The following is a 23,817-nucleotide window of genomic DNA, read 5'->3' as shown; positions in this document are numbered from 1 at the left end:
TTGAATATAAAGTTTGTTATTTGACAAACCGCCATGTGGCGCGGATAGTCATTTTTCGCACTTGTTCAATGTGTTACTTAGGGGAAAGTCATGTACCAACATCATAACTGGCAGGGCGCACTCCTGGATTACCCGGTGAGTAAAGTCGTGTGCGTTGGCAGCAACTATGCGAAACATATTAAAGAGATGGGCAGCGCCACGCCGGAAGAGCCGGTGCTGTTTATAAAACCGGAAACCGCATTATGCGACATTCGCCAGCCGCTGGCGTTGCCGCAGGATTTCGGTTCCGTGCATCATGAAGTTGAACTGGCCGTACTTATTGGCGCCACCCTGCGTCAGGCTACCGAAGATCACGTACGAAAAGCCATTGCGGGTTATGGCGTGGCGCTGGATCTCACGCTTCGCGACCTGCAGGCGAAAATGAAAAAGGCCGGGCAGCCGTGGGAAAAAGCGAAAGGCTTTGATAATTCCTGTCCGATCTCCGGTTTTATTCCGGCCGCAGAGTTTACCAGCGATCCGCAGAACACGACGTTGGGGCTTAAAATCAACGGCGAAGTCCGCCAGCAAGGGACGACGGCTGATATGATCCATAAAATTGTGCCGCTGATTGCTTATATGAGCCGCTTCTTCACGCTCAAAGCGGGGGATGTCATTCTGACGGGGACGCCGGAAGGGGTAGGGCCACTGCACGGCGGGGACGAACTGGAAGTGAGCTTTAACGGCCTCTCCCTTAAAACCCGCGTGTTATAAGTCGATTTGCCGCCATTATGGCGGCAAAACTTGCATCCCCATGCCAGACTGGTTATAAGGTGCTCCCTGGTTTTAAATGGTGAACTGATTTATGAGCGACACACCTTTCTGGCAAAGCAAAACGCTTGAGCAAATGACGGACGCGGAATGGGAGTCGCTGTGTGACGGCTGCGGTCAGTGCTGCCTGCATAAGCTGATGGATGAAGATTCCGACGAAATCTATTTCACCAACGTGGCCTGTCGTCAGTTGAACATCAAAACCTGTCAGTGCCGTAACTACGAGCGCCGCTTTGAGTATGAGCCGGACTGCATCAAACTGACGCGTGATAATTTGCCTACCTTTGAATGGTTGCCGCCCACCTGCGCCTATCGTCTGCTGGCCGAAGGGAAGGCGCTGCCGGTGTGGCATCCGCTGCGTACCGGCTCGAAAGAGATGATGCACAAACAGCGCATCACAGTTCGCCATATTGCGGTAAAAGAGTCCGAAGTCCGCGACTGGCAGGATCATATCCTCAACAAACCTGATTGGGCGCAATAATCTCTTTTGTTATACCGCTACTCGTCTGAGATGAATAAAAAGTGATTTAAAACAAGACCCTAAAATGTTTGTATGTCTTAAATAAGCTAAAACATTAACGGGGTCTGTAATGAATAAATTCATTGTGATGGTAGCGGCAGGTGTTCTGCTTGCAGGGTGTACCGCGTCTAAACCCTCTCCTGAACGGCATGCTATTGCCTTTACGGAAAACCACAGCTCTACGGACGGCGGTGTCCGTTTCTCGCCACAAGGTACATACCGCAATATCATTCCCACCTTTGAAAAAATGTACGATCAAGGAAAACTGGACCGCATCGTTGGTCATGATGTGCATTACGCGATCAAATATGCCGGGATGCTCAAGGAGCAGGCCGGCCATCATCTCACCGAAGCATACGACAGAACTGGTGATAAGATGCCGGCGGATCCGAAAGATGCCGACTTGATAGGCAATGAATTATCGGCGACTTATCTGGATGGTTATAACGGGGTGTATTAAAGACCTGTCTGAGTAAAGGCGGTCGCTCCGGTTAGCGAATACGCTGCCGGGAGGCCTCATGCATTGCGGCAATAAAAAAACGCTCCCGAAGGAGCGTTCTGTTAACGACCGAAGAGGTCGCGTTTTTTCGGTTTGAAGGGCTGTGCGATGAGCACCAGCGCCGCGACAACAAAGTAAGCGACAAAAATACCTAACAGCCATTGCGGCATTTCCAGTGACAGGAACTGCCATTGTTTTTCAGCACAATCGCCCGAAGCCACGAAGACCTGCGGAAGCCATTTATCCAGCGGCAGCCACGAAGGGAAACGCGCAGCAAAATCGCAGGTCATAAAAGGAGAAGGATGAAGCTGAATCATGGTGTGCTCATACGCCAGCTGGATCCCACGCCAGGCGCTGTACAACCAGATTAAGATAGCGACGAAGCGCAGCGGCGTTTTCGGCGCAATCGCCCCGACAATACCCGCACCCATCACACCAAAAAGGGCAGAACGTTCATAGATACACAGGACACAGGGTTTCAGCAGCATGACGTGCTGGAACCACAACGCCACCAATTCAAGTGCGAGTGCGGTGAACGCCATTAATAGCCAGGCGCCGCGCCCGTGAGAGCACTTGTTCAAATATCGCAACATAATCATTTCCCTGGGACATGCGTAGACACAGCAGTGTAAACGAAATCACTTAGCAAGCCACTATTGCATAAGAAAATAATACGTAATCGGATGTTTATCATGCGAAAAGTCAAATCTTGCTGTCAGGAATGTAAGCAAAGCGCTAACAGGAAAAACATTTATGATTAATGTGGTAAACGATTTTCAGTCAAGAGGGAATAGTCGTGAATAAAATGGGGGTAAAAAGCATGACGGGTGAATCTTTCAAATTGGATCGGCGATCCCCTTTTTCTTCATTTCGCCTGCTATCTGCCCCCGAGGCGGTCTGGTATGATGAGTGATCTTTGCTTAGTTGTATAATGGAAATCTCACTATGGTCATAAAGGCGCAGAGCCCGGCGGGTTTCGCGGAAGAATACATTATTGAAAGTATCTGGAATAACCGTTTCCCTCCGGGGTCGATTCTTCCGGCAGAACGCGAACTCTCCGAACTGATTGGCGTCACTCGTACCACATTGCGTGAAGTGTTACAGCGTCTGGCTCGCGATGGCTGGCTGACCATTCAGCACGGTAAACCCACCAAAGTAAACAATTTCTGGGAAACTTCCGGGCTCAATATTCTGGAAACCCTGGCGCGTCTGGACCATGAGAGTGTTCCGCAGCTCATCGATAACCTTCTGTCCGTACGTACCAATATCGCGACGATCTTTATCCGTACTGCGTTCCGTCAACACCCGCAAGACGCACTGGCGGTACTGGCTAACGCACGTGAAGTTGAAGATCACGGCGATGCGTTTGCTGAGCTTGATTACAACATCTTCCGCGGGTTGGCTTTTGCCTCCGGCAATCCGATTTACGGCCTGATCCTCAACGGGATGAAAGGGTTGTATACCCGCATCGGGCGTCATTACTTCGCCAGTCCGGAAGCACGTAGTCTGGCCCTCGGTTTCTACCATCGCCTGGCAGAAATCTGTGAGAAAGGCTTACATGACCAGGTGTACGAAACGGTGCGTCGTTATGGGCATGACAGTGGTGAGATCTGGCATCGCATGCATAAAACGCTGCCTGGGGATTTAACGATTCACGGGCGTTAAGCAAAGCGAAGCCCCTCCGCGGAGGGGCTTTTAGTTATTAAAACGTATTGTTATCAAAGAGTATTGTTACGGGCAGGGCAACGATCCAGCAGCTCCACACTGCCATCTTCGTTTTGCTGTTCCAGCAGCACATCAAACCCCCACAGCCGATGCACATGTTTGAGCACTTCCCGGCGGCCTTTATCCAGCGGTGCGCGATTATGCGGAATGTAACGCAGCGTCAGAGAACGATCGCCGCGTAAATCCACATTCCACACCTGAATATTGGGCTCCAGGTTGCTCAGATTGTACTGGGAGGACAATTTCGAGCGGATCTCGCGATAGCCTTCCTCGTTATGAATCGCCGCAATCTCCAGATAATTATTGCGATCATCGTCCAGCACGCTAAAGAAGCGAAAATCACGCATGATTTTTGGCGACATGAACTGGCTGATAAAGCTTTCATCTTTAAAATCGCGCATGGCGAAATGCAGCGTTTCCAGCCAGTCGGAACCGGCAATATCCGGGAACCAGTATTTGTCTTCGTCAGTCGGAGACTGACAAATGCGTTTGATGTCCTGGAACATCGCAAACCCAAGGGCATACGGGTTAATACCACTATACCAGGGGCTATTGTAAGGCGGCTGGAACACCACATTGGTGTGGCTGTGAAGGAACTCCAGCATAAAGCGGTCTGTCACTTTACCTTCATCGTACAGATGATTGAGGATGGTGTAGTGCCAGAAGGTTGCCCAGCCTTCGTTCATGACCTGAGTCTGTTTCTGTGGGTAAAAATACTGGCTGACTTTACGCACGATGCGCAAAATTTCACGCTGCCAGGACTCCAGCAGCGGAGCGTTTTTTTCCATAAAATAGAGCAGGTTTTCCTGCGGTTCAGAAGGATAGCGGCGCGCTTCCACAACGGCTTTCTCTTCTTCACGTTTTGGCAGGGTACGCCACAGTGTGTTGACCTGGCTTTGCAGGTACTCTTCACGGCTTTTCTGGCGAGCTTTCTCCTCCTGCAGCGAGATTTTTTGCGGACGTTTATAACGGTCAACGCCATAATTCATCAGCGCGTGGCAGGAATCGAGCAGCTTTTCCACCTCTTCCACACCGTATCGCTCTTCACAATCGGTGATGTACTTACGGGCGAAAATCAGGTAGTCAACAATCGAACTGGCATCCGTCCAACTGCGGAACAAATAATTATTTTTAAAGAAAGAGTTATGCCCATAGCAGGCATGCGCCATCACCAGCGCTTGCATGGTGATGGTGTTCTCTTCCATCAGATAGGCGATACAGGGATTGGAGTTAATAACAATCTCGTAGGCCAGACCTTGCTGTCCATGCTTATAAAGCCGCTCGGTTTCAATAAATTTTTTACCAAACGACCAGTGGGGATAGTTAATGGGCATCCCTACGCTGGAGTAGGCGTCCATCATCTGTTCGGAAGTGATGACTTCGATTTGATGCGGGTAGGTATCCAGGCGGTAAAGTTTCGCCACCCGGTCGATCTCTGCGAGATACACATCCAGGAGATCGAAGGTCCAGTCAGGTCCATCACTGAGACGTATGGTGTCCTTATTCATGGAATCAATCGTAGCCATTAGCGCGCCCTCGTTGTTAGCAACTCTCTCTGTATGGAGAGTCTCATTTCAAGCATAGAACACACAATTAAAACTGTACGCAACGTCGTTTTTTTTCTTCGCGATAACACCTTGCAAGAGAGGGGTAAAAATCGTCATTGGCAGAATTTTATTCTGTGGCGAAATGTCGCGCAGCATGAGATTCTAAATATTCTGACGCCTTTATTTAGGGAAAGGTGTGAGTAGTGTCACCATAAAAAAGCCATATGTTGAATAACATTTTCATCTGAGTTATCAATTTGTAATCAGATGATTGTGCTTTACACATGGGAGCAGGTTATGCGAGTCGTTGTACTGGGAAGTGGCGTAGTGGGGGTTACCAGTGCCTGGTATCTGAGTCAGGCGGGACATGAGGTGACGGTCATTGACAGGGAGTCTGGCCCGGCGCTGGAGACCAGTGCGGCGAACGCAGGGCAAATCTCGCCGGGTTACGCAGCGCCCTGGGCGGCGCCGGGCGTACCGCTGAAAGCGATCAAGTGGATGTTCCAGCGTCATGCGCCGCTGGCGATCAGTCTCGATGGCACCTCTTCTCAACTCAAATGGATGTGGCAGATGCTGCGTAACTGCGACACTCGCCATTATATGGAAAACAAAGGCCGCATGGTGCGGCTGGCAGAATACAGTCGTGACTGTCTGAAGCTGTTGCGTGAAACCACGCATATTCAGTACGAAGGCCGTCAGGGCGGGACGTTACAGCTTTTCCGTACCCCGGAGCAGTACGAAAACGCGACCCGGGATATCGCAGTGCTGGAAGATGCCGGGGTACCTTATCAACTGCTGGAATCAGCGCGTCTGGCGGAAGTAGAACCGGCGCTGGCCCAGGTCGCCCATAAACTCAGTGGCGGCCTGCGTTTACCCAACGATGAGACCGGGGACTGTCAGCTTTTTACTCAGCAACTGGTACAGATGGCGGGGCAGGCGGGCGTCACATTCCGCTTCAACACCCCGGTCGACAGGCTTCTGTACGAAGGTGAGCAGATTTACGGCGTGAAATGCGGTGATGAAGTGGTGAAAGCCGATGCCTATGTAATGGCTTTTGGTTCCTATTCCACGGCGATGCTAAAAGGGATTGTCGATATCCCGGTCTATCCCCTGAAAGGGTATTCATTGACTATACCCATTGCGGAGGAGGCGGGCGCGCCAGTTTCGACTATCCTCGATGAAACCTACAAGATTGCGATTACCCGTTTTGATAACCGCATTCGCGTCGGCGGAATGGCCGAGATCGTCGGCTTTAATACTGACCTTCTTAAGCCGCGCCGTGCCACGTTGGAAATGGTGGTCAAAGATCTCTTTCCGCGCGGCGGTCACGTGGAGCAGGCAACGTTCTGGACCGGACTGCGTCCAATGACGCCAGATGGTACGCCGGTTGTCGGACGTGCCCCGTTTAAAAACTTATGGCTGAATACCGGGCATGGCACGCTCGGCTGGACGATGGCCTGTGGTTCAGGTCAACTGTTGAGCGATCTGATTTCCGGTCGCACACCGGCCATTCCATGGGAGGATTTGAGCGTGGCGCGCTATCAACCGGGTTTTACCCCATCGCGGCCACAACATTTGCATGGTGTTCATAACTAAGCTGCCCATCTGAAACAAGGAGATCGTATGTCTCGTCCTGTCCAGGCGACTGTCGACTTACACGCACTTCGGCAGAACCTGCAGGTAGTCAGGCGTGCTGCACCACACTGCCGCGTCTGGTCAGTGGTGAAGGCTAACGCTTACGGCCATGGAATCGATCGTATCTGGCGCGCCCTGGAAGGCACCGACGGTTTTGCGCTGCTCAATCTGGAGGAGGCCATCCTCCTGCGCGAGCGCGGCTGGAAGGGACCGATTCTGATGCTGGAAGGCTTTTTCCACGCCGATGAGCTGCCGTTATTTGATAAATATCGCCTCACGACCAGCGTCCATAGCAACTGGCAGGTTAAGGCCTTGCAGGATGCCAGGCTGCACGCGCCGCTGGATGTTTACCTGAAAATGAACAGTGGGATGAACCGGCTGGGCTTTCAGCCAGAGCGTGTGCAAACGCTCTGGCGACAACTGCGGGATCTGGGCAATGTGGGCGATATCACCCTGATGGCCCACTTCGCAGAGGCGGAAAAAACGGACGGAATTGCCCCGGCGATGGCGCGTATTAACCAGGCGTCGGAAGGGCTTGATTGCCCCCGTTCGCTTTCCAACTCCGCCGCCACGCTTTGGCACCCGGAAGCCCATGGCGACTGGGTGCGACCCGGTATCGTACTCTATGGCGCGTCGCCGTCCGGCGAGTGGCAGGATGTGGCAGGCAGTGGCATCAAACCGGTTATGAGCCTGACAAGCCAGATTATTGCCGTGCAAACGTTGCGTGCGGGAGACTGTGTGGGTTACGGCAGCCGTTATCGTGCTACGCAGGAGCAGCGCATTGGCATTGTCGCCTGTGGTTATGCTGATGGTTATCCTCGCCTTGCGCGGACAGGCACACCGGTGCTGGTAGACGGTATTCGGACCGGGACGGTGGGGGCCATATCGATGGATATGTTGACGGTTGACCTGACGCCGTGCCCGCAAGCGGGCATCGGTACGCCGGTCGAATTATGGGGTAACGAGATCAAAATCGATGAGGTGGCCGCTTCGGCAGGGACCGTGGGTTATGAATTGATGTGCGCTCTCGCCCCACGTGTCCCAGTTGTGACGGTGTAACTATGATGAGGCGGTCACTCCGCCTCATCATCCGCGACCCGGACCCCGACCTTACGTACCGTGTCCTCTTCTTTCTCTGCGACTGTCCAGATCATGCCGGCAAACTCAACCTGATCCCCCACTACCGGGGCCGCGCCCAGCAGTTGCTGGACAATCTCACCCAGTGTCTGCTGTTTATCCCGGTACTCCAGGCCATCTTCCAGACCATAAATCAGCGCCACATCGGCAAACTTCGCATCAGCTTCGAGAATAAAATCGCCGAAGAAACGCTGATCCAGCGAGACCGGGGGCGACTGACTAAACAGCTTACCCAACGCGGGCAGGTCGCGTTCACGACCAATCACGCACAGCACGTCGCCTTCGCGCAGTCGGGTGCTGCCGGTAGGATGCAGAAGTGAATTATCGCGAAACAGGGCGGCGATGCGCGTTTCCGATGGCATATGCAGGTCGCGCAGAGCGGCCCCCACACACCATTTATCGGCGCTCAACTGGTAGACAAACTGCTCCCACGGATTTTCCGGGTGAATATCCAGTCCGACGCGAGAAACCGGCCATCCCACGGGGGGGACGACGACTCTGGCTTTTTTGGCGGCCCAGGACAGCGATGTCCCCTGGAAGAGTAGCGAAATCAACACCACAAAGAAGGCGACATTAAAAAACAGCCTTGCATTGTCCAGACCGGCCATCATCGGGAAGACGGCAAGAATGATCGGCACCGCGCCACGCAATCCCACCCAACTGATGAAAATGCGCTCGCGCAGATTGAAACCGCGAAAGGGCAGCAGGCCGGCGAAAACCGACAGCGGACGAGCGAAAAAGATCATCCACGCCGAGAGCAGAAGCGCCGGAATGGCAATCGGCAGTAAATCAGACGGCGTGACCAGCAGCCCCAGAACGAGGAACATGCCGATTTGCGCCAGCCAGGCTAAGCCATCAAAGTTTTGCTGAATGGCGTAGCGATTACGTATCGGGCGATTACCCAGCACAAAACCGCACAGATAGACTGCCAGAATCCCGCTGCCTTCAATGGCGGTGGTCACCGAGAACACCAGGATGCCGCCGCTTAACGCCAGCAGAGGATAGAGTCCTGCGGGGAGGGCGATGCGATTGATCATCTGTTGCAGCAAATAGCCACCCGCGAGACCTAACACGATCCCCAGGCCAAACTGCTGAATAATGTGCACGACAAACATCCAGCTCAGGCCAGCATGATGTTGTTGAATCATCTCGATTAGCGTGATGGTCAAAAAGACCGCCATCGGATCGTTACTGCCCGACTCAATTTCCAGCGTCGAACCAACACGTTCGTTCAACCCTTTTCCGCCAAGCAGCGAAAACACCGCGGCCGCATCCGTCGAGCCGACAATCGCACCGATCAGCAACCCTTCCATAATATTAAGGTGGAACAACCATGCCGCCATCATCCCGGTCAGCCCGGAGGTGATAAGCACACCCACCGTCGCCAGAGAAAGGGCGGGCCACAGCGCCACGCGAAAGGAACTTGCCTGGGTTCGCATTCCGCCATCAAGCAGAATCACCGCCAGCGCGAGGTTACTGACCATATAGGCGAACGGATAGTTATCGAACGGAATACCGCCAATACCGTCAATGCCTGCCAGCATGCCAATGGCCAGAAAGATAACAAGGATCGGGATACCGAGACGGGAAGAGAAAGAACTTAATAAAATACTGCAGGTTACAAGTACAGAACCCAGAATAAACAGACTAATTACCGCCGCTGCATCCAATGTCGTGCTTCTCCTCTTGCCCGAAAAACAGTGAAATCCTTGGCCGCTCAGAGCCAGGACGCGCTGAGCGGTGACAATTTAAAACCCAATTTATATTAACGGCAGAAATACAGATTTAATCAGTCGGTTAAATGTTTTTTTTATGCACCCAGTACGGGATGACCGGAAAGGGTCAGCCATGTACGTTTATCATGCTCTAATATGGCATGCGCACCCAGAGGTAGCGTGACGGTCTCTTGCTCGTGACCAAACGCCAGGCCTGTTATCACCGGGATCGAGAGCCTTTTTCGCAGGTACTCCACCATCGTATTAAGATTGTAGCCTGCATCGTATTCATTGGGGTCGGCGCTGGTGAAACTGCCCAGTACGAGCGCCTTCTGGCGCGCGAGAATGCCGCAATGCATCAACTGCAATAGCATACGTTCCACGCGGAAAGGATGTTCATTGATATCCTCAACCACCAGAATGCCCTCATCAATGGCCGGAAGCCATGGGGTGCCAATAAGCGAAACCAGCATCGCCAGATTTCCGCCCCAAAGTGTACCTTGCGTATGGCAGCGGGGGCCTTCGCCGTTCCACTCGACGACCAGTTCAGGCTGACGCAGCGCCTGCCAGAAATGGCGCTCGGTAAAATCATTGAGAGTGGGGGCGCCGAAATTGCCAGCCAGCATCGGGCCGCTAAAGGTGATAACGCCGCCACGGGCTAATAATCCCATCTGCACGGCCGTAAAGTCACTGTGTCCGCAGATAAGCAGCGGTTGGGATTGTTGGCGACGGACAAGACCCGGCCAGTCAATCATTTCCAGCAGGCGGCTTGCGCCATAACCGCCGCGAACGGGGAGAACGATAATATCCGCGCCTTCGAGCGCAACCAGGGCGTTAAGGTCATTGAGACGCTCGCGGTCGTCACCTGCAAAGCGCTGATCGCGGCGGGTAATCACCTCACGGTTATCCACCTGATGTCCCTGTAACGCCAGTCGTTGAACCCCAAGCGCTGCGGCCTGTTGATTAATGCAGTAGCCGGAGGGCGCGATCAAATGAAACCTGGACATGGCAATTCCTTGCTGACATCTAATTGGAAACGGTTATCATGCCGCTAACCCTGTTCGTTGTCATCCGTAGTGATGCGTTCACCAAAGAAGGATTGCGTGTGAAATTGAGATGGTTTGCTTTTTTAATTGTATTGCTGGCGGGGTGTACCTCGAAACGCACGGATTACCGTAACCCGGACTGGAATCCGGAAGTCCCGGTAAAGCGGGCGATGCAGTGGATGCCAGTCAGTGAAAAAGCGGGGGCGGCGTGGGGCGTCAGTCCGCGTCTGATTACCGCGATGATTGCGGTTGAGTCAGGCGGTAACCCCAACCTTATCAGTAAATCAAATGCCGTGGGGCTGATGCAGTTGAAAGCGTCCACCTCCGGGCGCGAAGTGTATCGCTATATGGGCTGGAGCGGTGAGCCTTCGACCAGCGAGCTGAAAAACCCGGAGCGTAATATCTCCATGGGGGCCGCGTATTTGAGCATTATGGAGCACGGTGTACTGGCGGGAATCAAAGATCCTCAGGTAATGCAGTATGCTCTGGTGGTCTCGTATGTGAACGGCGCTGGCGCCCTGCTGCGGACATTCTCATCCGACAGGAAAAAAGCGATCGACAAGATTAACGACCTGAGTGCCGACGGCTTTTTTGAACACGTGGTAGAAAACCACCCGGCACCCCAGGCGCCGCGTTATATCTGGAAGGTACAGAAAGCAATGAACGCCATGTAAATGGCAAAAGACCCGCCTGTTGAGCGGGTCTTTTTTTAGCGTACGCGACTGGCGCGTTCGCGGGCCTCGCGCTCAAGCGCAAAGATAATTCGCTGGAGTTCGCGCTCAACGCCGGGGCTGACGTTAAGAAAGCGAAAACTCAGACGCGGCGTAGTAATGGTTTCGTTTTTGCCATCTACCACTTTTCGCTCACCGATAGCGATAAGCTGAGCGTCAAAATAGAACTGCCCCCACGAGGCCATATCCAGTTCTATCTGGGAAAAGCGCATACCTGCCTGCAAACCTTCCGGTACGGCGCCATCCAGTAACGCACCCATACCGCCAAGTGAAAGGTCAAACAGGCGAAAACGCAGTTCCGTCTTTTTGTCCGGCATTTTTGCCTTGCAGAAATAAGCAGGGTGCAGCGGAGCGTTAATGCGAAAGTATTCGCGACGCTGAATAAAATAGAGACTTTCCGGCAGTTCGGAAATAAAAGCAGGCAAAGCCTGATAATCGCCGCTGTGCAGTGTGGGAAGGGTAAATTCAACTTTCGCGCCCTGGGTTTCGGCGGTGATGGTCACTTTTGTGGCGCGTTGCACTGCCGTGTTGTCAAACTCCTGACTACCAAAGTCCATGATCAGCTCATCGGGATTCACTTCGAGGATCTTACTGATGAATTGCCCGCTCGACCATGCAATGCACACGGGTACCTGGCTCTTTTGCAAATCGCGTAAGACGCCAAGTACGGCTAAGGGACTATTTTTCAGGAACTGCTCACTGTACTTACTCACGCCAAAAGGCTCCTTGATCACTGACAGACAGTCTTGATGCACTATCGGCAATTCCGGCGAATTCTTAATACAAATTTGTAAAAATTTTCTGGGGAATTGCAATTAAGTCTGTGAGATGAAAATGCTTTTCACGCTATCTGACCTGCCCCCAGAGTTAGATACAACCTTCAGTTAGTAATGTCGGTTGGTTTTTCTTCATATTTCCCGTTTCGCCAGCCCGCTGCAAATTCAGCCGGCGTCAGGTAATTCAGTGATGAATGTGGTCGACACTCGTTATAATCCAGTCGCCAGTCATTAATGATCTTCCTGGCGTGAACAATATCGCTGAACCAGTACTCATTCAGGCATTCATCACGAAAGCGTCCGTTAAAACTCTCAATAAATCCGTTCTGCGTTGGCTTGCCGGGCTGGATAAGTCGCAGCTCCACACCATGCTCAAAAGCCCACTGATCGAGTGCGCGGCAGGTAAACTCCGGGCCCTGATCGGTTCTTATCGTAGCCGGATAGCCGCGAAACAGCGCAATGCTGTCCAGAATACGCGTGACCTGCACGCCTGAAATCCCGAAGGCAACAGTGACCGTCAGGCATTCCTTTGTGAAATCATCCACGCAGGTCAGGCACTTGATCCTGCGACCTGTGGCCAGTGCGTCCATGACGAAATCCATTGACCAGGTCAGATTGGGCGCCATCGGGCGGAGCAGCGGCAGACGTTCTGTTGCCAGCCCTTTACGACGTCGTCTGCGTTTTACACTCAGGCCATTAAGTTGATAGATGCGGTAAACCCGCTTGTGGTTAACGCAAAGACCTTCACGTCGCAGAAGCTGCCAGATACGCCGGTAACCAAAACGGCGGCGTTCAAGTGCCAGCTCTGTGATGCGTAGAGACAGCTGCGCGTCAGCAGGCGGACGCTGAGCCGAATATCGGCAGGTTGACAGGGACAGACCTGCCAGCCTGCAGGCACGACGTTGCGACAGACCCTTAGCCTCGCACATGACTTCCACGGCTTCCCGCTTCTGGTCTGTCGTCAGTACTTTAGCCCAAGAGCCACCTGAAGCGCCTCCTTATCCAGCATGGCTTCAGCAAGCAGCTTCTTGAGTCTGGCGTTCTCTTCCTCAAGAGACTTCAGGCGCTTAACCTCAGGCACCTCCATACCGCCATACTTCTTACGCCAGGTGTAAAAGGTGGCGTCGGAAATGGCGTGCTTACGGCAGAGCTCACGGGCAGAAACGCCGGCTTCGGCCTCGCGGAGAATACAGATGATCTGTTCGTCGGAAAAACGCTTCTTCATGGGGATGTCCTCATGTGGCTTATGAAGACATTACTAACATCGCGGTGTATTAATCAACGGGGAGCAGGTCATATCGCCTATACTTCACACAACGTGCGGGCATTATGCCCGATACGTACATATCAGGTTGTAGCAGGAGAAAAGAAAATGGGCATCATCGCGTGGATTGTTTTTGGTCTGATTGCAGGCGTTATCGCAAAATTAATCATGCCTGGCCGGGATGGCGGCGGATTCATTTTGACCTGTATCCTTGGGATAGTCGGGGCTGTGGTGGGTGGTTGGCTGGCGACCCGCTTTGGTTTTGGCGGCGATGTAACGGGTTTTAACCTTCATAGCTTCCTGGTTGCGGTGGTGGGTGCGATCATTGTACTGGCAGTTTTCAGGCTGCTACGGCGGGGTTAATTGTATTCGTGAATGAATAAGGCCGGTGAGTTTGTACACCGGCCTTTTCTTTTATTGCGCTGCAGCTTTTTGCGGTTCTGTTGTCGTTTGCGTGACCGGCTCTTTGGCTGGCAGGCTGTCACAAGGCTGTTCTTTCGGACAGACCAGATCGAGCATTTTCAGCGTGACGCCGTTTGTCCAGCCGAAACCGTCCTGCAACGGATATTCGCCGCCGCCGCCACCTGTTCCGGTACTGCTGACATCATATTTCTCCACCAGCTTCTTCTCGCGATCATAGGTATGTTGCACGTTCGAGAGGAAACGCCAGGTAACATCCATTGACAGCTTTTTCTGGTCGTAGTTTTGCAAACCGGCGACCGCCACCCATTGCAGGGGGGCCCAGCCATTCGGCGCATCCCATTGTTGGCCACTGTTGACGGTAGTCGTGGAAATTCCGCCGGGTTTCAACAACCGCGACTGTGTTGCCGTTGCGACCTTCGCTGCGCGATCTTTTGCCGCCGCATTGACATACAGCGGGAAGAGGGCGGCTGCCGTCAACTGATTACGAACCTTTTTGGTTTTCAGGTCGTAATCGGCATACCAGCCCTCTTTATCATTCCACAGGTTCGCTTCTATGGCTTTCTGGCGGGCTGAGGCCAGCGCTTCATACTGGCTCGCTTTGGCGTTGTCGCCAGACGCCTGGCTGGCGCGGGCAATCATTTTTTCCAGTTTGTACATCAACGCATTCAGATCCACCGGTACGATGCTGGTGGTGCGAATCGTCCCCAGTTGTTCAGGGTTATCCATCCAGCGTGAGCTGAAATCCCAGCCCGATGCCGCCGCGGAACGTAGGTCGCGGTAGATCTCTGTCGCCGGGCGGTTCGGGTTATTCTTCGCGGTGGTGACATCATCCAGCCAGGATTCCGGACGCGGTGTGTCTTTATCATCCCAGTAGCGGTTGAGCACCGAACCATCATCAAGCTTCACGACCCGCTTGTTAGCCTGACCGTTTTGCAGCCCCTGCAGGCCGTCCATCCAGTAGTTGTACTCTTTTTCCATTTGCGGCAGGTAGGTCTTGAGTACGTCGTCGCCGTCATGGGATGCCAGTAATTCCACCATAAACGCAAAGAATGGAGGTTGGGAGCGGCTCAAATAGTAACTACGGTTGCCGTTGGGGATGTGGCCCCAGGTATCAATTTCGTAAGCAAAGTTAGCCACCATATCTTCGATTTTGTCCCAGTGTCCGCTCTCAGCAAGACCCAGCATGGTGAAATAACTGTCCCAGTAATAGACCTCGCGGAAGCGGCCGCCCGGTACCACATAAGGCTTTGGCAGGGGGAGCAGAGAATCCCACTTTCCGGCTTTATCCGTCGTGCGCGTCAGCACGGGCCACAGACCATCAATGTGTTCACGCAGATTTTGCCCTTCCGGGGGAACATACTTTTCCCCTTCCTTTGGCAAATCAAAGTTGACGTTGACGAAGTGGCGGAGATCAAAGCTGGTCTGGTTTCGCTGCATACGGTAATCCGCCAGGATCATCAAGGGATCCCCCTTGGGCACGGCATCGGCGAAGGTTTTCTGATCGGGAAAAAGTTTGGCGCTTTGTACATCGCTAAACAACGGGCCGAGCAGGATATCCGGCGACTGAGGTGTGTTGGGCGCGTCTGCCGCCAGAGCCGACGGGATAAGTGAAAGCAGGGCGCCGCCCAGTGCGATGTGCATTGCAAGATACAAGGTGCGCTGACGGCGCAAATCTGGTCTTGTCATTAACTGTTCTCCTTAGCGGGTAAAAAGCGAGGCCGCAGTAGCCAACCTTGTGAAAACCTTAGTCGAATATCAGCCGAACGGCGTGCCCTGTGTGGCATTTTCCGCGCTTCCAGATAATTTACCTTGCCGCCTTTTCGTATAAGTTAAAGTTATGGCTCAAAGCACCATTGCACGCATTTTGATCATTTCTTTAACCCAAATTGGGTAGCAAACCGCTATTTCGGTAAATAAATAAGATTTCCGTCAAATAAAATAACGGTGATTGATCAGTTTTTCTTATTGAAAACAAAGTGTCATATTTGTTTTGTATCAAATAAGCTGAATTGATTCATTTACTGCCCATTCACACTCAGTTAGCAGTGCTAAATAGTGTCGCCTCGGAAATACTTTATTTAGCGAGAATAAAATATTTTCACTGTTGATGATTTCATTATGGTCAGACCAGGTGAGTAATATTCACTTTGTTCGGCCGTTTTATTTCAATTTATTGGTTTTTCGCTCCTTGACATTTCATACTCTGTGAATCATTCCCTTCACTAAATGTGGTTTTTGACCTACCAGGAATAAGGGGTAAATCAAATGAATATTACCTTTTCGGATTAATCCTATAACGAGTTTGCAATGACATGTTTCTGAGGTGGCTTGATCGATAACATCATAAAATACAGTAGGTTGATCCGTTTTTGATGGGGCTTTAAGCTAATGCTGAGCGTAATTTTTATCATCACGGTCCCAAAGTGAAATTATTTCTTGAGAATTATCTTATTTTGCATGATTCTTGAATATTCCTTTTTCATTCAGGCCGAGATGATATTGAATTGTATCGTCTCGTCTGTAAGATTTAGACACGATTATCATTGATGAAGTCATATTCTCGCTGCCTTGCTGGTGCAACGGCTCGTGCGGTAGCTATGCCTTTAATTAATTATTCGACTGTTTTACAGGCTTAGGGAGAGACTTATTTTGAAAGAATGAAAAAGTTCTTTCCTAAACGTTCCAGTTCCACACAGTAATATATTTGCAATGGAAATCACCGTTATGAAAATGCGAAATGTATTAGCTCTTCTGTTTGTTTTTGCGCTCTCCGCATGTAAAGCACCACCGCCGGCGACTCCCACAGACGATACGATTGTGACCAGCGAGGTGAATGGCACCACGCTTACCCACCGCTATGCGGTAAAACCGCCGAAAGAGTTTCAGCCCATCAAAGAGAACTACCGTGCTCTCTATCCTGCGTCGCTAATGAGCACGCCGGATTACGGCGGCAAAATGATCCGCCAGCTGCAAACCGGTAAAACCTATGTGGTACTCGGTCAGGTTGAGCACTTCTGGATGGCGCTCGCCGATGAAGGTCAGGAAGAGTTGATTGGTTATGTCCCGATGCGCGCAGTAGTGAAAAGCGAGCTGTACGACGAAACCGTACGTAAACAAACCCCGCGCCTGAGAGCCCGTCAAAAACAGACCTGTGTGTCGGTGGATGGCAGCAGTAAAGCGTGTAAAAACAGCAACTCAGGTACGTGGATTCTCAACTAACTCGCCATCATGAGCGATGGATATGAAAACTTACTTCGTGGTACGCCAGTTAATCCTGGCGTTTTTCCTTACGCTGACCACCCTGGTCAGCGGTTGTGGATCGACTTCACATAGCGTACCTGCCAGCTACACCCTCCAATTTCAGGCGCACCCGCAGGTCAACGCATCCGCGCCGCTCAAAGTCAGGGTTCTGCTGTTGAAATCCGACGCGACATTTATGTCCGCCGATTTCTGGTCGCTACAAAACAATGCGGGAAGCACCCTTGGCGCTAACCTGCTCAACAGCGATGAGTTTTTCTTACTGCCCGGTCAACTGACAAAAACGCTCACCGGCCAGGCTACCCCGGAAGCACGCTATATCGGTGTGATGGCGGAGTACCAGGCGCTGGATGGCAAAAAGTGGCGGATCTCCATTCCGCTTCCCGTGCAGGGTGAAAGTCGCTTTTACGAATTCTGGAAAGGGTCGTCTGACTCACTTGAAGCCAGCGTTTTTCTCGACGTGAACGGGATTCGCGTCGTTTCCAGATAGCGCCCAGTCTTAACAGGAAAACAGCATGAACAAAGCAGAAAAGGTCGTCTGGACCGAGGGTATGTTTCTGCGTCCTCATCATTTTCAACGTGCGGAAAGCCACCTGCATAGCCATATTCGTGAATGGGGGGCATTACAGCGGCCCTTTCTATGGGGCTTTCTGGACCTTGAACTGGATGACGCAATGTTACGTCAGGGCTGTATCGCGCTGAGCTATGCCAGTGGCCTGCTACCGGATGGCACGTTTTTTTCCTTTCACGATCCTCGCCATGCGCCCGCGCCATTAGCCATTGGGGATAACGTTACCAATGAACGCGTCGTGCTGGCCTTACCTGCCCGCAGGGGAGGGCGTGAAGAGGTTATTTTCAGCGAAGATAAAGAGTCACTGGCACGTTACATTGCCTGGGAAGCAGAAGTGGATGATGACAACGCCATTTCGGTCGGTCCGGCGGCCGTGCAATTTGGTCGTTTACGCCTGAAACTGATGCTGGAAAAAGATCTCACTGCCGAGTGGACGGCGATGGGTGTGGTTCAGATACTGGAAAAACGAAACGATAATCACATTCGTCATGATTCGGCCTATATTCCGCCGATGCTCAACGCCACGAACAGCGCGCCGCTGTACGCGATGATCAATGACCTCCAGAGTTTGTTATCCCAGCGCAGCCAGCAGTTTGCCCAGCGTCTACGCCAGCCTGGCCGCTTCAATACCACGGAAATGGTCGAATTCTCTCTTCTGGCGTTGATCAACCACCATGTAGGGCTGATTTCGCATCTGAAAACCTTGCCGTTGCTGCATCCGGAAGAACTCTGGCGCGAATGGCTGGCGTTTGCCACGGAATTAACGACCTGGACCTCTGCGCGCGCGCCGGAAGAGGTGTTGCCGGTTTATGACCACGACAACCTCGCTGGCTGCTTTAACCGTCTGGTGCTGATGTTACGTCAGGGGCTGTCGCTGGTGCTGGAAGAGCATGCCATTCAACTGCCGCTCACTGAACGCACCCACGGCCTCAATGTCGCGACGCTGCCGTCAACCAGTATGGCGCGAGAATTTGGTTTCGTTCTGGCGGTGAAAGCCAATGTGCCGGGCGAGATGCTGCAAACCCATTTCCCGGCGCAGATGAAAGTCGCACCGGTCACCAAAATCCGCGATCTGGTGCAACTCCAGCTCCCCGGTATGAAGCTGCGGGCAATGCCCGTCGCGCCGCCGCAAATTCCCTGGCATGCGGGCTACAACTACTTCGAACTGGAAAAAGGGGGCGAGCTCTGGAGCGAAATGGAGAAATCCGGCGCCTTTGCGCTGCATCTGGCAGGTGAATTTCCAGGACTGGACATGGAATTTTGGGCCGTCCGTAGCCCGAAAGATTAATAGCGAGCGCAAGATATGCAGGAACAACACGCTAACGGCCGTGATGCCGATGTTGCGGGCGCGGGTGGAAATAACCCTCTGGTGACCGCCGCCAACCCGCTGCTTAACGCGATACCGCAGATTCGCCACTCTGTTTCTCACGATGACCAGGCAGGCCTGCGCCAGCAACTGATTGATGAAATTCGTCGTTTTGAAGTGCGCTGCCAGCAATCGGGTCTTGCATATGAAGTGATTGTCGGGGCGCGTTATTGCCTGTGTACCGCACTGGATGAAGCGGCGGCGTTGACCCCCTGGGGGAGCCGTGGCGTCTGGTCCGGTAGCGGGCTACTGGTGACTTTTCACAATGAAACCTGGGGAGGCGAGAAATTTTTCCAATTGCTGGCGCGCCTGTCGCAAAACCCGCGTGAACATATCGTCCTGCTTGAGCTCATTAATTTTTGCCTGCTGCTGGGTTTCGAAGGTCGCTATCGGGTCATGGACAATGGCCGTACCCAGCTTGAAACCATCAAGCAGCGTCTGTGGCAAATGATTCGCGGCGTACGGGGAAATTATCCGCCGCCGTTATCGCCGCATCCGGAGGATCAACCGGTTCTGCGTAAACTCTGGCGTCCGATGATCCCACTGTGGGCCTGCGTGGCCCTGGCCGGGTTTCTTGCCTGCCTGTTTTACATCGTTCTTAACTGGCGACTTGGCGACAACACTAACCCGGTATTGGCAAAAATTTACCAGACCACCTTGCCCGAAGCGGCAATTGCCCAACCCGCGCCATCGCTGCCCCCGGTGCTTAACCTGCGTGGCTTCCTGAAACCGGAAATTGACGCCGGGCTTGTCGCGGTACGCGATGAAACGGATCGCAGCGTTGTCACGCTCAAAGGTGATGGGCTGTTTGCTTCGGGTTCAACGGTGGCACGTGAAAACTACGCTCCGGTGATTGACCGCGTAGCGCAGGCGATGAACAACGTCAGCGGCAAAATCCTGGTGGTGGGCTACAGCGATAACGTGCCTATTCGCAGTGCGCGCTTTGCTTCCAACTATGAATTGTCACTCGAACGTGCGCGCTCCGTACAGTCGCTGTTGCAAAAACACTTAAGCCAGCCGGATCGCGTCAAAGCGGAAGGGCGGGGTGAAATGAACCCCATCGCGCCGAATAACTCGGCGGAAAACCGCGCCCGCAACCGCCGCGTGGAGATAACGTTACTGGTTTCGCCGGGTAATACGGCAGCCGAACTGAACGGATTGCCACAAGGAAACTAAGGATGAATAGTCTGCTTTCAATTCTGACGAACCGCATATTGTGGGGTTTTCTTGGGATGACGGCGCTGGCGGCGGTGATCTGGATGATAGGTCCGCTGCTCTCTGTCGTTGATTCACGCCCGCTGGAGTCTGAACAAAACCGGGTAATCACCATCGCGGTGATGTATTTCATCTGGGTGCAAAGCCACATTATTCCGCGTCTTTACAACGCGTGGCTGAACCGCAAACTGATGGACAATCTGAAAAGCGACAATGCGCCGAAAGAGACGGCAGATCACAAACGGTTGAACAGCGAAGAGCAAATCCTGGCTGATCGTTTTGAAGAAGCGTCTCAGGTGCTGAAAAAAGCGCATTTCAACCAGCCGGGTCAGCGTGGCGGGCAGTGGACGCAGCGCTTTAGTACCCAATATCTGTATCAGTTACCCTGGTATGTGGTGATTGGCGCGCCAGGCGCCGGGAAAACCACCGCACTGGTGAATTCCGGGCTGCAATTTCCCCTGGCCGACAAATTTGGCAAAACGGCGCTGCGTGGCATTGGCGGTACGCGCAACTGCGACTGGTGGTTTACCAATGAAGCGGTGCTACTGGATACCGCCGGGCGTTACAGTACCCAGGAAAGCGAGCAGGCGCAGGATGCCAGCGAATGGCTGAAATTCCTTGGTCTTTTGCAAAAATACCGCCGCCGTCAGCCCATCAACGGGGTGATTGTGACGGTGAGTGTTGCCGATTTGCTCACTCAGTCGGCTGACGCCTCACGCGAACAGGCACTTAACTTGCGTAAACGCCTGACCGAACTGCATGAACAACTGGGCATCCGTTTTCCGGTCTATCTACTGGTCACCAAAGCGGATCTCCTGAAAGGTTTTCGCGCCTATTTCGCAGGGTTCGATAAAGCCCAGCGTGACCAGATCTGGGGTTTTACCTTCCCATGGCAGGAGGGTAAACAGGCCGATTTTGACCTGATGGGGCGTTTCACCCAGGAGTACGCGCTACTGCAACAGCGACTGGACGCAGCCTTACCGGATATTTTACTTCACGAAAGCGATCCAAAGGCGAGAGCTGAAAGCTACCTGTTCCCTCAGGAGTTTGCCGCGCTGCGACCGCTATTGGCCGACTATCTGCACACACTGTTTGCCCGCTCCAACTTTGAAACCGAGTTCTCGCCGCGCGGTATCTATCTGGCGAGCGGTACTCAGGAAGGGTTGCCGTTTGACCGGGTGATGGGAGAACTGGGCCGTTCGCTCTCGCTTCCCCGTGGTAACACTGGCGATAGCTGGGATAGCGTCAGCAAAGAGGAGCCGGTACCTGGCGGTAAAGGGCAAAGCTTCTTTATCAAGAATCTGTTGCAGAACGTCATTTTCCAGGAAGCCGGTATCGCCGGGCAGAATCGCTGGTGGGAAATGCGCAACCGGGCGGTGATGTGGGCCGGTTATGCCGCGCTGCTGGTTCTGCTGGTGGTGATTAGCGGCCTGTGGCTGACAAGCTACAGCAACAACAAAACGTATCTGCAGGAAGTCGAAGCCAAAGTGCCGGGCATCAGCCAGGAGATCAAAGCGCTGCGCGAGCGCCCGCAAGGGGATGTGTTCGCTCTGCTACCGCTGCTGAACAGTCTCTCGGCACTGCCGCAAAGTGAGGACTTCGACGTTAACAGCCCGCCATTGACTCGCCGTATGGGCTTATACCGTGGCTATGACGTCTCCGACGCGTCGCAGGCGTTGTACCAAAAAGCGTTACAAGAGTTGCTGTTACCGGATGTAGCGACACGCATCACCACCTGGCTGCGTAACGATAACGGCAGCGATGTGGAATACAGCTATGAAGCGTTAAAAGCGTATCAGATGCTCTACCAGCCGAAACATTACGACGGTAAGTTCCTGCATCAGTGGGTCATGCTCAACCTGGAGCGTAACCTGCCGCAGAACATGACGCAGGCTCAGCTTCGTCGTCTGGAATGGCATTTGACCCAACTGCTGGAACCACAGATTCAGTCGTCGCCGTTTGCCAAAGACGAGGCGCTGATCGCAAGGGAACAGGCGTTAATCAACCAACAACCCCTTGCGGCACGCGTCTACGGACGGCTGAAACGCCTGCTTGCGGCGGATGAAAACCTTAAACCGGTTTCGCTGGCCTCACTGGCTGGCCCGCAAAGTGAACTGGTGTTTTCGCGCAAAAGCGGTAAATCGCTGAATGATGGCATCCCCGGTTTATATACCCCTGATGGTTACTGGCAGCATTTCGATAAGCAGATTGGCACCGTGACCAATGCGCTGCATACCGATGATGCCTGGGTACTCGGTTCTACCGTCAAACAGGAAGATCAACAGCAGACGGATAACGCAGTACGCCAGCTTTACGCGCGGGATTTTATCAGCCAGTGGGATAGCTTCCTCGGCGACATTGCGCTCAACAACAGCGCCAACCTTTCACAGCGCATTAATGCTGCGCGGCTGCTCTCAGGCAACAGTTCGCCGCTACGTCAGTTGGTGGTCAATTTAAGCCAGATGCTGACGCTGACCCGTGATACGCCGGAAGAGGGCGAAAAAAAGCCGGATGAAGGCAGCAGCACCAGCCGCACGCTAAATGTGTTAATCGGCAATCGCGACAGTAATACCTCTGCGCCTGCAGCCGCCTCGGTTCAGACGCCGGAACAGCGGGTAACGGAACACTACGCGCCGATTATCGAGCTGGCTCAGCCGCTGGAAAAAGGCGGCAAAACTATCGTGTTTGATGATTTTCTTAAACAGATTGATGAACTTTATCGCTACCTGACGGCGGTACAGGATGCGGCGAACAGCGGTATGCCGGCCCCCGGCGGTGAAGCCATCAGCCGCCTGCAGGCCAGCGCAGGGCGTCTGCCCGGCGGGCTGCAGTCAATGTTCAGTAATATGGCGGTGGGGGCCAGTAGCGATACGCAAAGTCGCGAGCTGGAAAATGTCCGCAAGCGTATCAGCGTGGAAGTGGGCGGTTTTTGCCGCCAGGCCATCGCCGGACGTTACCCGCTGGTGCGCAATGCCAGCAGTGAAGTGACGCCAGACGATCTGGCGCGCATGTTTGCCCCAGGCACCGGTCTGATGGACAGTTTCTTTCGCGACAACCTGACCAGCAAAGTGGATACCACCCAGTCGCCCTGGCGCTTTATGCCGGGCATTGATGGTAAGACCTTACCGGGTAGCGAAGGGTTACTGGCGCCGTTCCAACAGGCGCAATCTATTCGCGATGCTTTTTTCGCCGGGGGAAGCGCAACGCCCTCTTATCGTGTGACGGTACGTACCGTGAGTATGGACAACGCGATTTTGAACCTGACGCTGGATGTGGATGGGCAGATTCTCCGTTACAGCCACGGTCCGCAGGCGGTGCAACTGGTGAACTGGCCAGGGCCGGGCGGAACCAACCAGGTACGGATGCAGCTTGGGCTGACGAATGGCACGACCTCGACGCTGGTAACGAATGGCGCATGGGCGCTGAACCGCTTTGTTGACAAGGCGCGAGTGACGCCGGGCAGCAGCAGCCTGAGCCGCCAGGCAACGTATAACGTTGATGGACACCAGGTCACGCTTGAGTTCATCCCTGGCAGCATCCGCAACCCGTTTCAGCTTCCCCGTTTCGCATGCCCTTAACCGC

20 protein-coding genes are annotated in these 23,817 nt (G+C 53.3%); 13 read left to right on the top strand and 7 right to left on the bottom strand.

Annotated elements, in window-relative coordinates; translation table 11 throughout:
- The first annotated feature begins 90 nt into the window (after positions 1 to 90).
- The 3 genes from AB182_RS15295 to AB182_RS15285 all read left to right on the top strand — a co-directional run bounded on the left by AB182_RS15295 (position 91) and on the right by AB182_RS15285 (position 1,787).
- Positions 91 to 750 carry a fumarylacetoacetate hydrolase family protein gene (locus AB182_RS15295; protein ID WP_047370848.1) on the top strand — a complete coding sequence of 220 codons (660 nt, stop codon included), beginning with the start codon at positions 91 to 93 and terminating at the stop codon, positions 748 to 750.
- A gap of 91 nt (positions 751 to 841) precedes the next feature.
- The gene (locus tag AB182_RS15290; RefSeq protein WP_039079506.1) at positions 842 to 1,288 is read left to right on the top strand and encodes a YcgN family cysteine cluster protein; all 447 of its coding nucleotides are present in this window, start codon (positions 842 to 844) and stop codon (positions 1,286 to 1,288) included.
- 109 nt (positions 1,289 to 1,397) lie between these two features.
- Positions 1,398 to 1,787 (top strand): Exc2 family lipoprotein, encoded by a 390-nt coding sequence (locus tag AB182_RS15285; protein ID WP_047370847.1) that lies wholly within the window; start codon positions 1,398 to 1,400, stop codon positions 1,785 to 1,787.
- A gap of 101 nt (positions 1,788 to 1,888) precedes the next feature.
- Here the strand turns inward: AB182_RS15285 and dsbB are convergent, their stop codons facing one another.
- Complete coding sequence (dsbB, locus tag AB182_RS15280) at positions 1,889 to 2,419, bottom strand: disulfide bond formation protein DsbB (RefSeq protein ID WP_047370846.1); 531 nt, start codon at positions 2,417 to 2,419, stop codon at positions 1,889 to 1,891.
- A 352-nt stretch (positions 2,420 to 2,771) separates the two neighbouring features.
- Here dsbB and fadR point away from each other — a divergent pair, with 352 nt between their 5' ends.
- On the top strand, positions 2,772 to 3,491 hold the full coding sequence (gene fadR, locus AB182_RS15275) for a fatty acid metabolism transcriptional regulator FadR (RefSeq protein WP_047370845.1): 720 nt from the start codon (positions 2,772 to 2,774) through the stop codon (positions 3,489 to 3,491).
- 53 nt (positions 3,492 to 3,544) lie between these two features.
- Here fadR and AB182_RS15270 read toward each other — a convergent pair whose 3' ends face one another.
- The gene (locus AB182_RS15270) at positions 3,545 to 5,077 is read right to left on the bottom strand and encodes a SpoVR family protein (protein WP_047370844.1); all 1,533 of its coding nucleotides are present in this window, start codon (positions 5,075 to 5,077) and stop codon (positions 3,545 to 3,547) included.
- 318 nt (positions 5,078 to 5,395) lie between these two features.
- Between AB182_RS15270 and AB182_RS15265 the strand changes: the two genes are divergently transcribed.
- Positions 5,396 to 6,694, top strand: coding sequence for a D-amino acid dehydrogenase (locus AB182_RS15265; protein WP_047370843.1), 1,299 nt, complete (start codon positions 5,396 to 5,398; stop codon positions 6,692 to 6,694).
- 27 nt (positions 6,695 to 6,721) lie between these two features.
- Entirely contained in the window at positions 6,722 to 7,792 is a 1,071-nt protein-coding gene (gene dadX, locus AB182_RS15260; protein ID WP_047370842.1) for a catabolic alanine racemase DadX, read from the top strand.
- 14 nt (positions 7,793 to 7,806) lie between these two features.
- Here dadX and AB182_RS15255 read toward each other — a convergent pair whose 3' ends face one another.
- Together AB182_RS15255 and ldcA are read right to left on the bottom strand one after the other, a co-directional pair.
- Entirely contained in the window at positions 7,807 to 9,540 is a 1,734-nt protein-coding gene (locus AB182_RS15255) for a potassium/proton antiporter (protein ID WP_047370841.1), read from the bottom strand.
- 140 nt (positions 9,541 to 9,680) lie between these two features.
- Positions 9,681 to 10,592 carry a muramoyltetrapeptide carboxypeptidase gene (gene ldcA / locus AB182_RS15250; RefSeq protein WP_047370840.1) on the bottom strand — a complete coding sequence of 304 codons (912 nt, stop codon included), beginning with the start codon at positions 10,590 to 10,592 and terminating at the stop codon, positions 9,681 to 9,683.
- Positions 10,593 to 10,690: 98 nt separating this feature from the next.
- Between ldcA and emtA the strand changes: the two genes are divergently transcribed.
- Positions 10,691 to 11,305 (top strand): membrane-bound lytic murein transglycosylase EmtA, encoded by a 615-nt coding sequence (gene emtA / locus AB182_RS15245; RefSeq protein ID WP_047373320.1) that lies wholly within the window; start codon positions 10,691 to 10,693, stop codon positions 11,303 to 11,305.
- 35 nt (positions 11,306 to 11,340) lie between these two features.
- On the opposite strand, the gene ycgR is transcribed toward emtA, so the two are convergent.
- Both ycgR and AB182_RS15235 read right to left on the bottom strand, forming a co-directional pair.
- Entirely contained in the window at positions 11,341 to 12,075 is a 735-nt protein-coding gene (gene ycgR / locus AB182_RS15240; protein ID WP_047370839.1) for a flagellar brake protein YcgR, read from the bottom strand.
- Positions 12,076 to 12,242: 167 nt separating this feature from the next.
- Positions 12,243 to 13,363 (bottom strand): IS3-like element ISKpn34 family transposase gene (locus tag AB182_RS15235; protein ID WP_120773466.1). Its coding sequence is split into 2 segments (ribosomal slippage): positions 12,243 to 13,111 and positions 13,111 to 13,363, totalling 1,122 coding nucleotides; the frame shifts between segments, so codons are not numbered across the junction.
- Positions 13,364 to 13,510: 147 nt separating this feature from the next.
- Between AB182_RS15235 and AB182_RS15225 the strand changes: the two genes are divergently transcribed.
- A complete protein-coding gene (locus tag AB182_RS15225) occupies positions 13,511 to 13,765 on the top strand; it encodes a GlsB/YeaQ/YmgE family stress response membrane protein (RefSeq protein WP_047370838.1) in 255 nt (84 codons plus the stop codon).
- Between the two features lie 51 nt (positions 13,766 to 13,816).
- Here the strand turns inward: AB182_RS15225 and AB182_RS15220 are convergent, their stop codons facing one another.
- The gene (locus AB182_RS15220; protein ID WP_263406549.1) at positions 13,817 to 15,466 is read right to left on the bottom strand and encodes an alpha,alpha-trehalase; all 1,650 of its coding nucleotides are present in this window, start codon (positions 15,464 to 15,466) and stop codon (positions 13,817 to 13,819) included.
- A gap of 1,083 nt (positions 15,467 to 16,549) precedes the next feature.
- Here AB182_RS15220 and AB182_RS15215 point away from each other — a divergent pair.
- Genes AB182_RS15215 through tssM form a run of 5 tightly spaced genes read left to right on the top strand, consistent with a single transcriptional unit; the run spans position 16,550 to position 23,813 of the window.
- A complete protein-coding gene (locus AB182_RS15215) occupies positions 16,550 to 17,044 on the top strand; it encodes a hypothetical protein (protein ID WP_047370836.1) in 495 nt (164 codons plus the stop codon).
- Positions 17,045 to 17,066: 22 nt separating this feature from the next.
- Positions 17,067 to 17,573 carry a type VI secretion system lipoprotein TssJ gene (tssJ, locus tag AB182_RS15210; RefSeq protein WP_047370835.1) on the top strand — a complete coding sequence of 169 codons (507 nt, stop codon included), beginning with the start codon at positions 17,067 to 17,069 and terminating at the stop codon, positions 17,571 to 17,573.
- Between the two features lie 25 nt (positions 17,574 to 17,598).
- Positions 17,599 to 18,942 (top strand): type VI secretion system baseplate subunit TssK, encoded by a 1,344-nt coding sequence (tssK, locus tag AB182_RS15205; RefSeq protein ID WP_047370834.1) that lies wholly within the window; start codon positions 17,599 to 17,601, stop codon positions 18,940 to 18,942.
- Between the two features lie 15 nt (positions 18,943 to 18,957).
- Positions 18,958 to 20,196, top strand: coding sequence for a DotU family type VI secretion system protein (locus tag AB182_RS15200; RefSeq protein ID WP_047370833.1), 1,239 nt, complete (start codon positions 18,958 to 18,960; stop codon positions 20,194 to 20,196).
- A gap of 2 nt (positions 20,197 to 20,198) precedes the next feature.
- Positions 20,199 to 23,813: a type VI secretion system membrane subunit TssM gene (tssM, locus tag AB182_RS15195; RefSeq protein WP_047370832.1), complete on the top strand. Its 3,615-nt coding sequence runs from the start codon at positions 20,199 to 20,201 to the stop codon at positions 23,811 to 23,813.
- The last annotated feature ends 4 nt before the right edge of the window (positions 23,814 to 23,817 follow it).

Origin of the sequence: Phytobacter ursingii (assembly GCF_001022135.1) — a bacterium.
GTDB lineage: Bacteria > Pseudomonadota > Gammaproteobacteria > Enterobacterales > Enterobacteriaceae > Phytobacter > Phytobacter ursingii.
The sequence above is the reverse complement of the archived record's forward strand: the minus strand, read 5'-3'. Positions and strand labels throughout refer to the sequence as shown.

Excerpts from the sequence above, each read along its gene's own strand:
- AB182_RS15295 (WP_047370848.1), top strand. The coding sequence starts at position 91 with ATGTACCAACATCATAACTGGCAGGGCGCACTCCTGGATTACCCGGTG.
- AB182_RS15290 (WP_039079506.1), top strand. The coding sequence starts at position 842 with ATGAGCGACACACCTTTCTGGCAAAGCAAAACGCTTGAGCAAATGACG.
- AB182_RS15285 (WP_047370847.1), top strand. The coding sequence starts at position 1,398 with ATGAATAAATTCATTGTGATGGTAGCGGCAGGTGTTCTGCTTGCAGGG.
- dsbB (WP_047370846.1), bottom strand. The coding sequence starts at position 2,419 with ATGTTGCGATATTTGAACAAGTGCTCTCACGGGCGCGGCGCCTGGCTA.
- fadR (WP_047370845.1), top strand. The coding sequence starts at position 2,772 with ATGGTCATAAAGGCGCAGAGCCCGGCGGGTTTCGCGGAAGAATACATT.
- AB182_RS15270 (WP_047370844.1), bottom strand. The coding sequence starts at position 5,077 with ATGGCTACGATTGATTCCATGAATAAGGACACCATACGTCTCAGTGAT.
- AB182_RS15265 (WP_047370843.1), top strand. The coding sequence starts at position 5,396 with ATGCGAGTCGTTGTACTGGGAAGTGGCGTAGTGGGGGTTACCAGTGCC.
- dadX (WP_047370842.1), top strand. The coding sequence starts at position 6,722 with ATGTCTCGTCCTGTCCAGGCGACTGTCGACTTACACGCACTTCGGCAG.
- ldcA (WP_047370840.1), bottom strand. The coding sequence starts at position 10,592 with ATGTCCAGGTTTCATTTGATCGCGCCCTCCGGCTACTGCATTAATCAA.
- AB182_RS15225 (WP_047370838.1), top strand. The coding sequence starts at position 13,511 with ATGGGCATCATCGCGTGGATTGTTTTTGGTCTGATTGCAGGCGTTATC.
- AB182_RS15220 (WP_263406549.1), bottom strand. The coding sequence starts at position 15,466 with ATGCACATCGCACTGGGCGGCGCCCTGCTTTCACTTATCCCGTCGGCT.
- AB182_RS15215 (WP_047370836.1), top strand. The coding sequence starts at position 16,550 with ATGAAAATGCGAAATGTATTAGCTCTTCTGTTTGTTTTTGCGCTCTCC.
- tssJ (WP_047370835.1), top strand. The coding sequence starts at position 17,067 with ATGAAAACTTACTTCGTGGTACGCCAGTTAATCCTGGCGTTTTTCCTT.
- tssK (WP_047370834.1), top strand. The coding sequence starts at position 17,599 with ATGAACAAAGCAGAAAAGGTCGTCTGGACCGAGGGTATGTTTCTGCGT.
- AB182_RS15200 (WP_047370833.1), top strand. The coding sequence starts at position 18,958 with ATGCAGGAACAACACGCTAACGGCCGTGATGCCGATGTTGCGGGCGCG.
- tssM (WP_047370832.1), top strand. The coding sequence starts at position 20,199 with ATGAATAGTCTGCTTTCAATTCTGACGAACCGCATATTGTGGGGTTTT.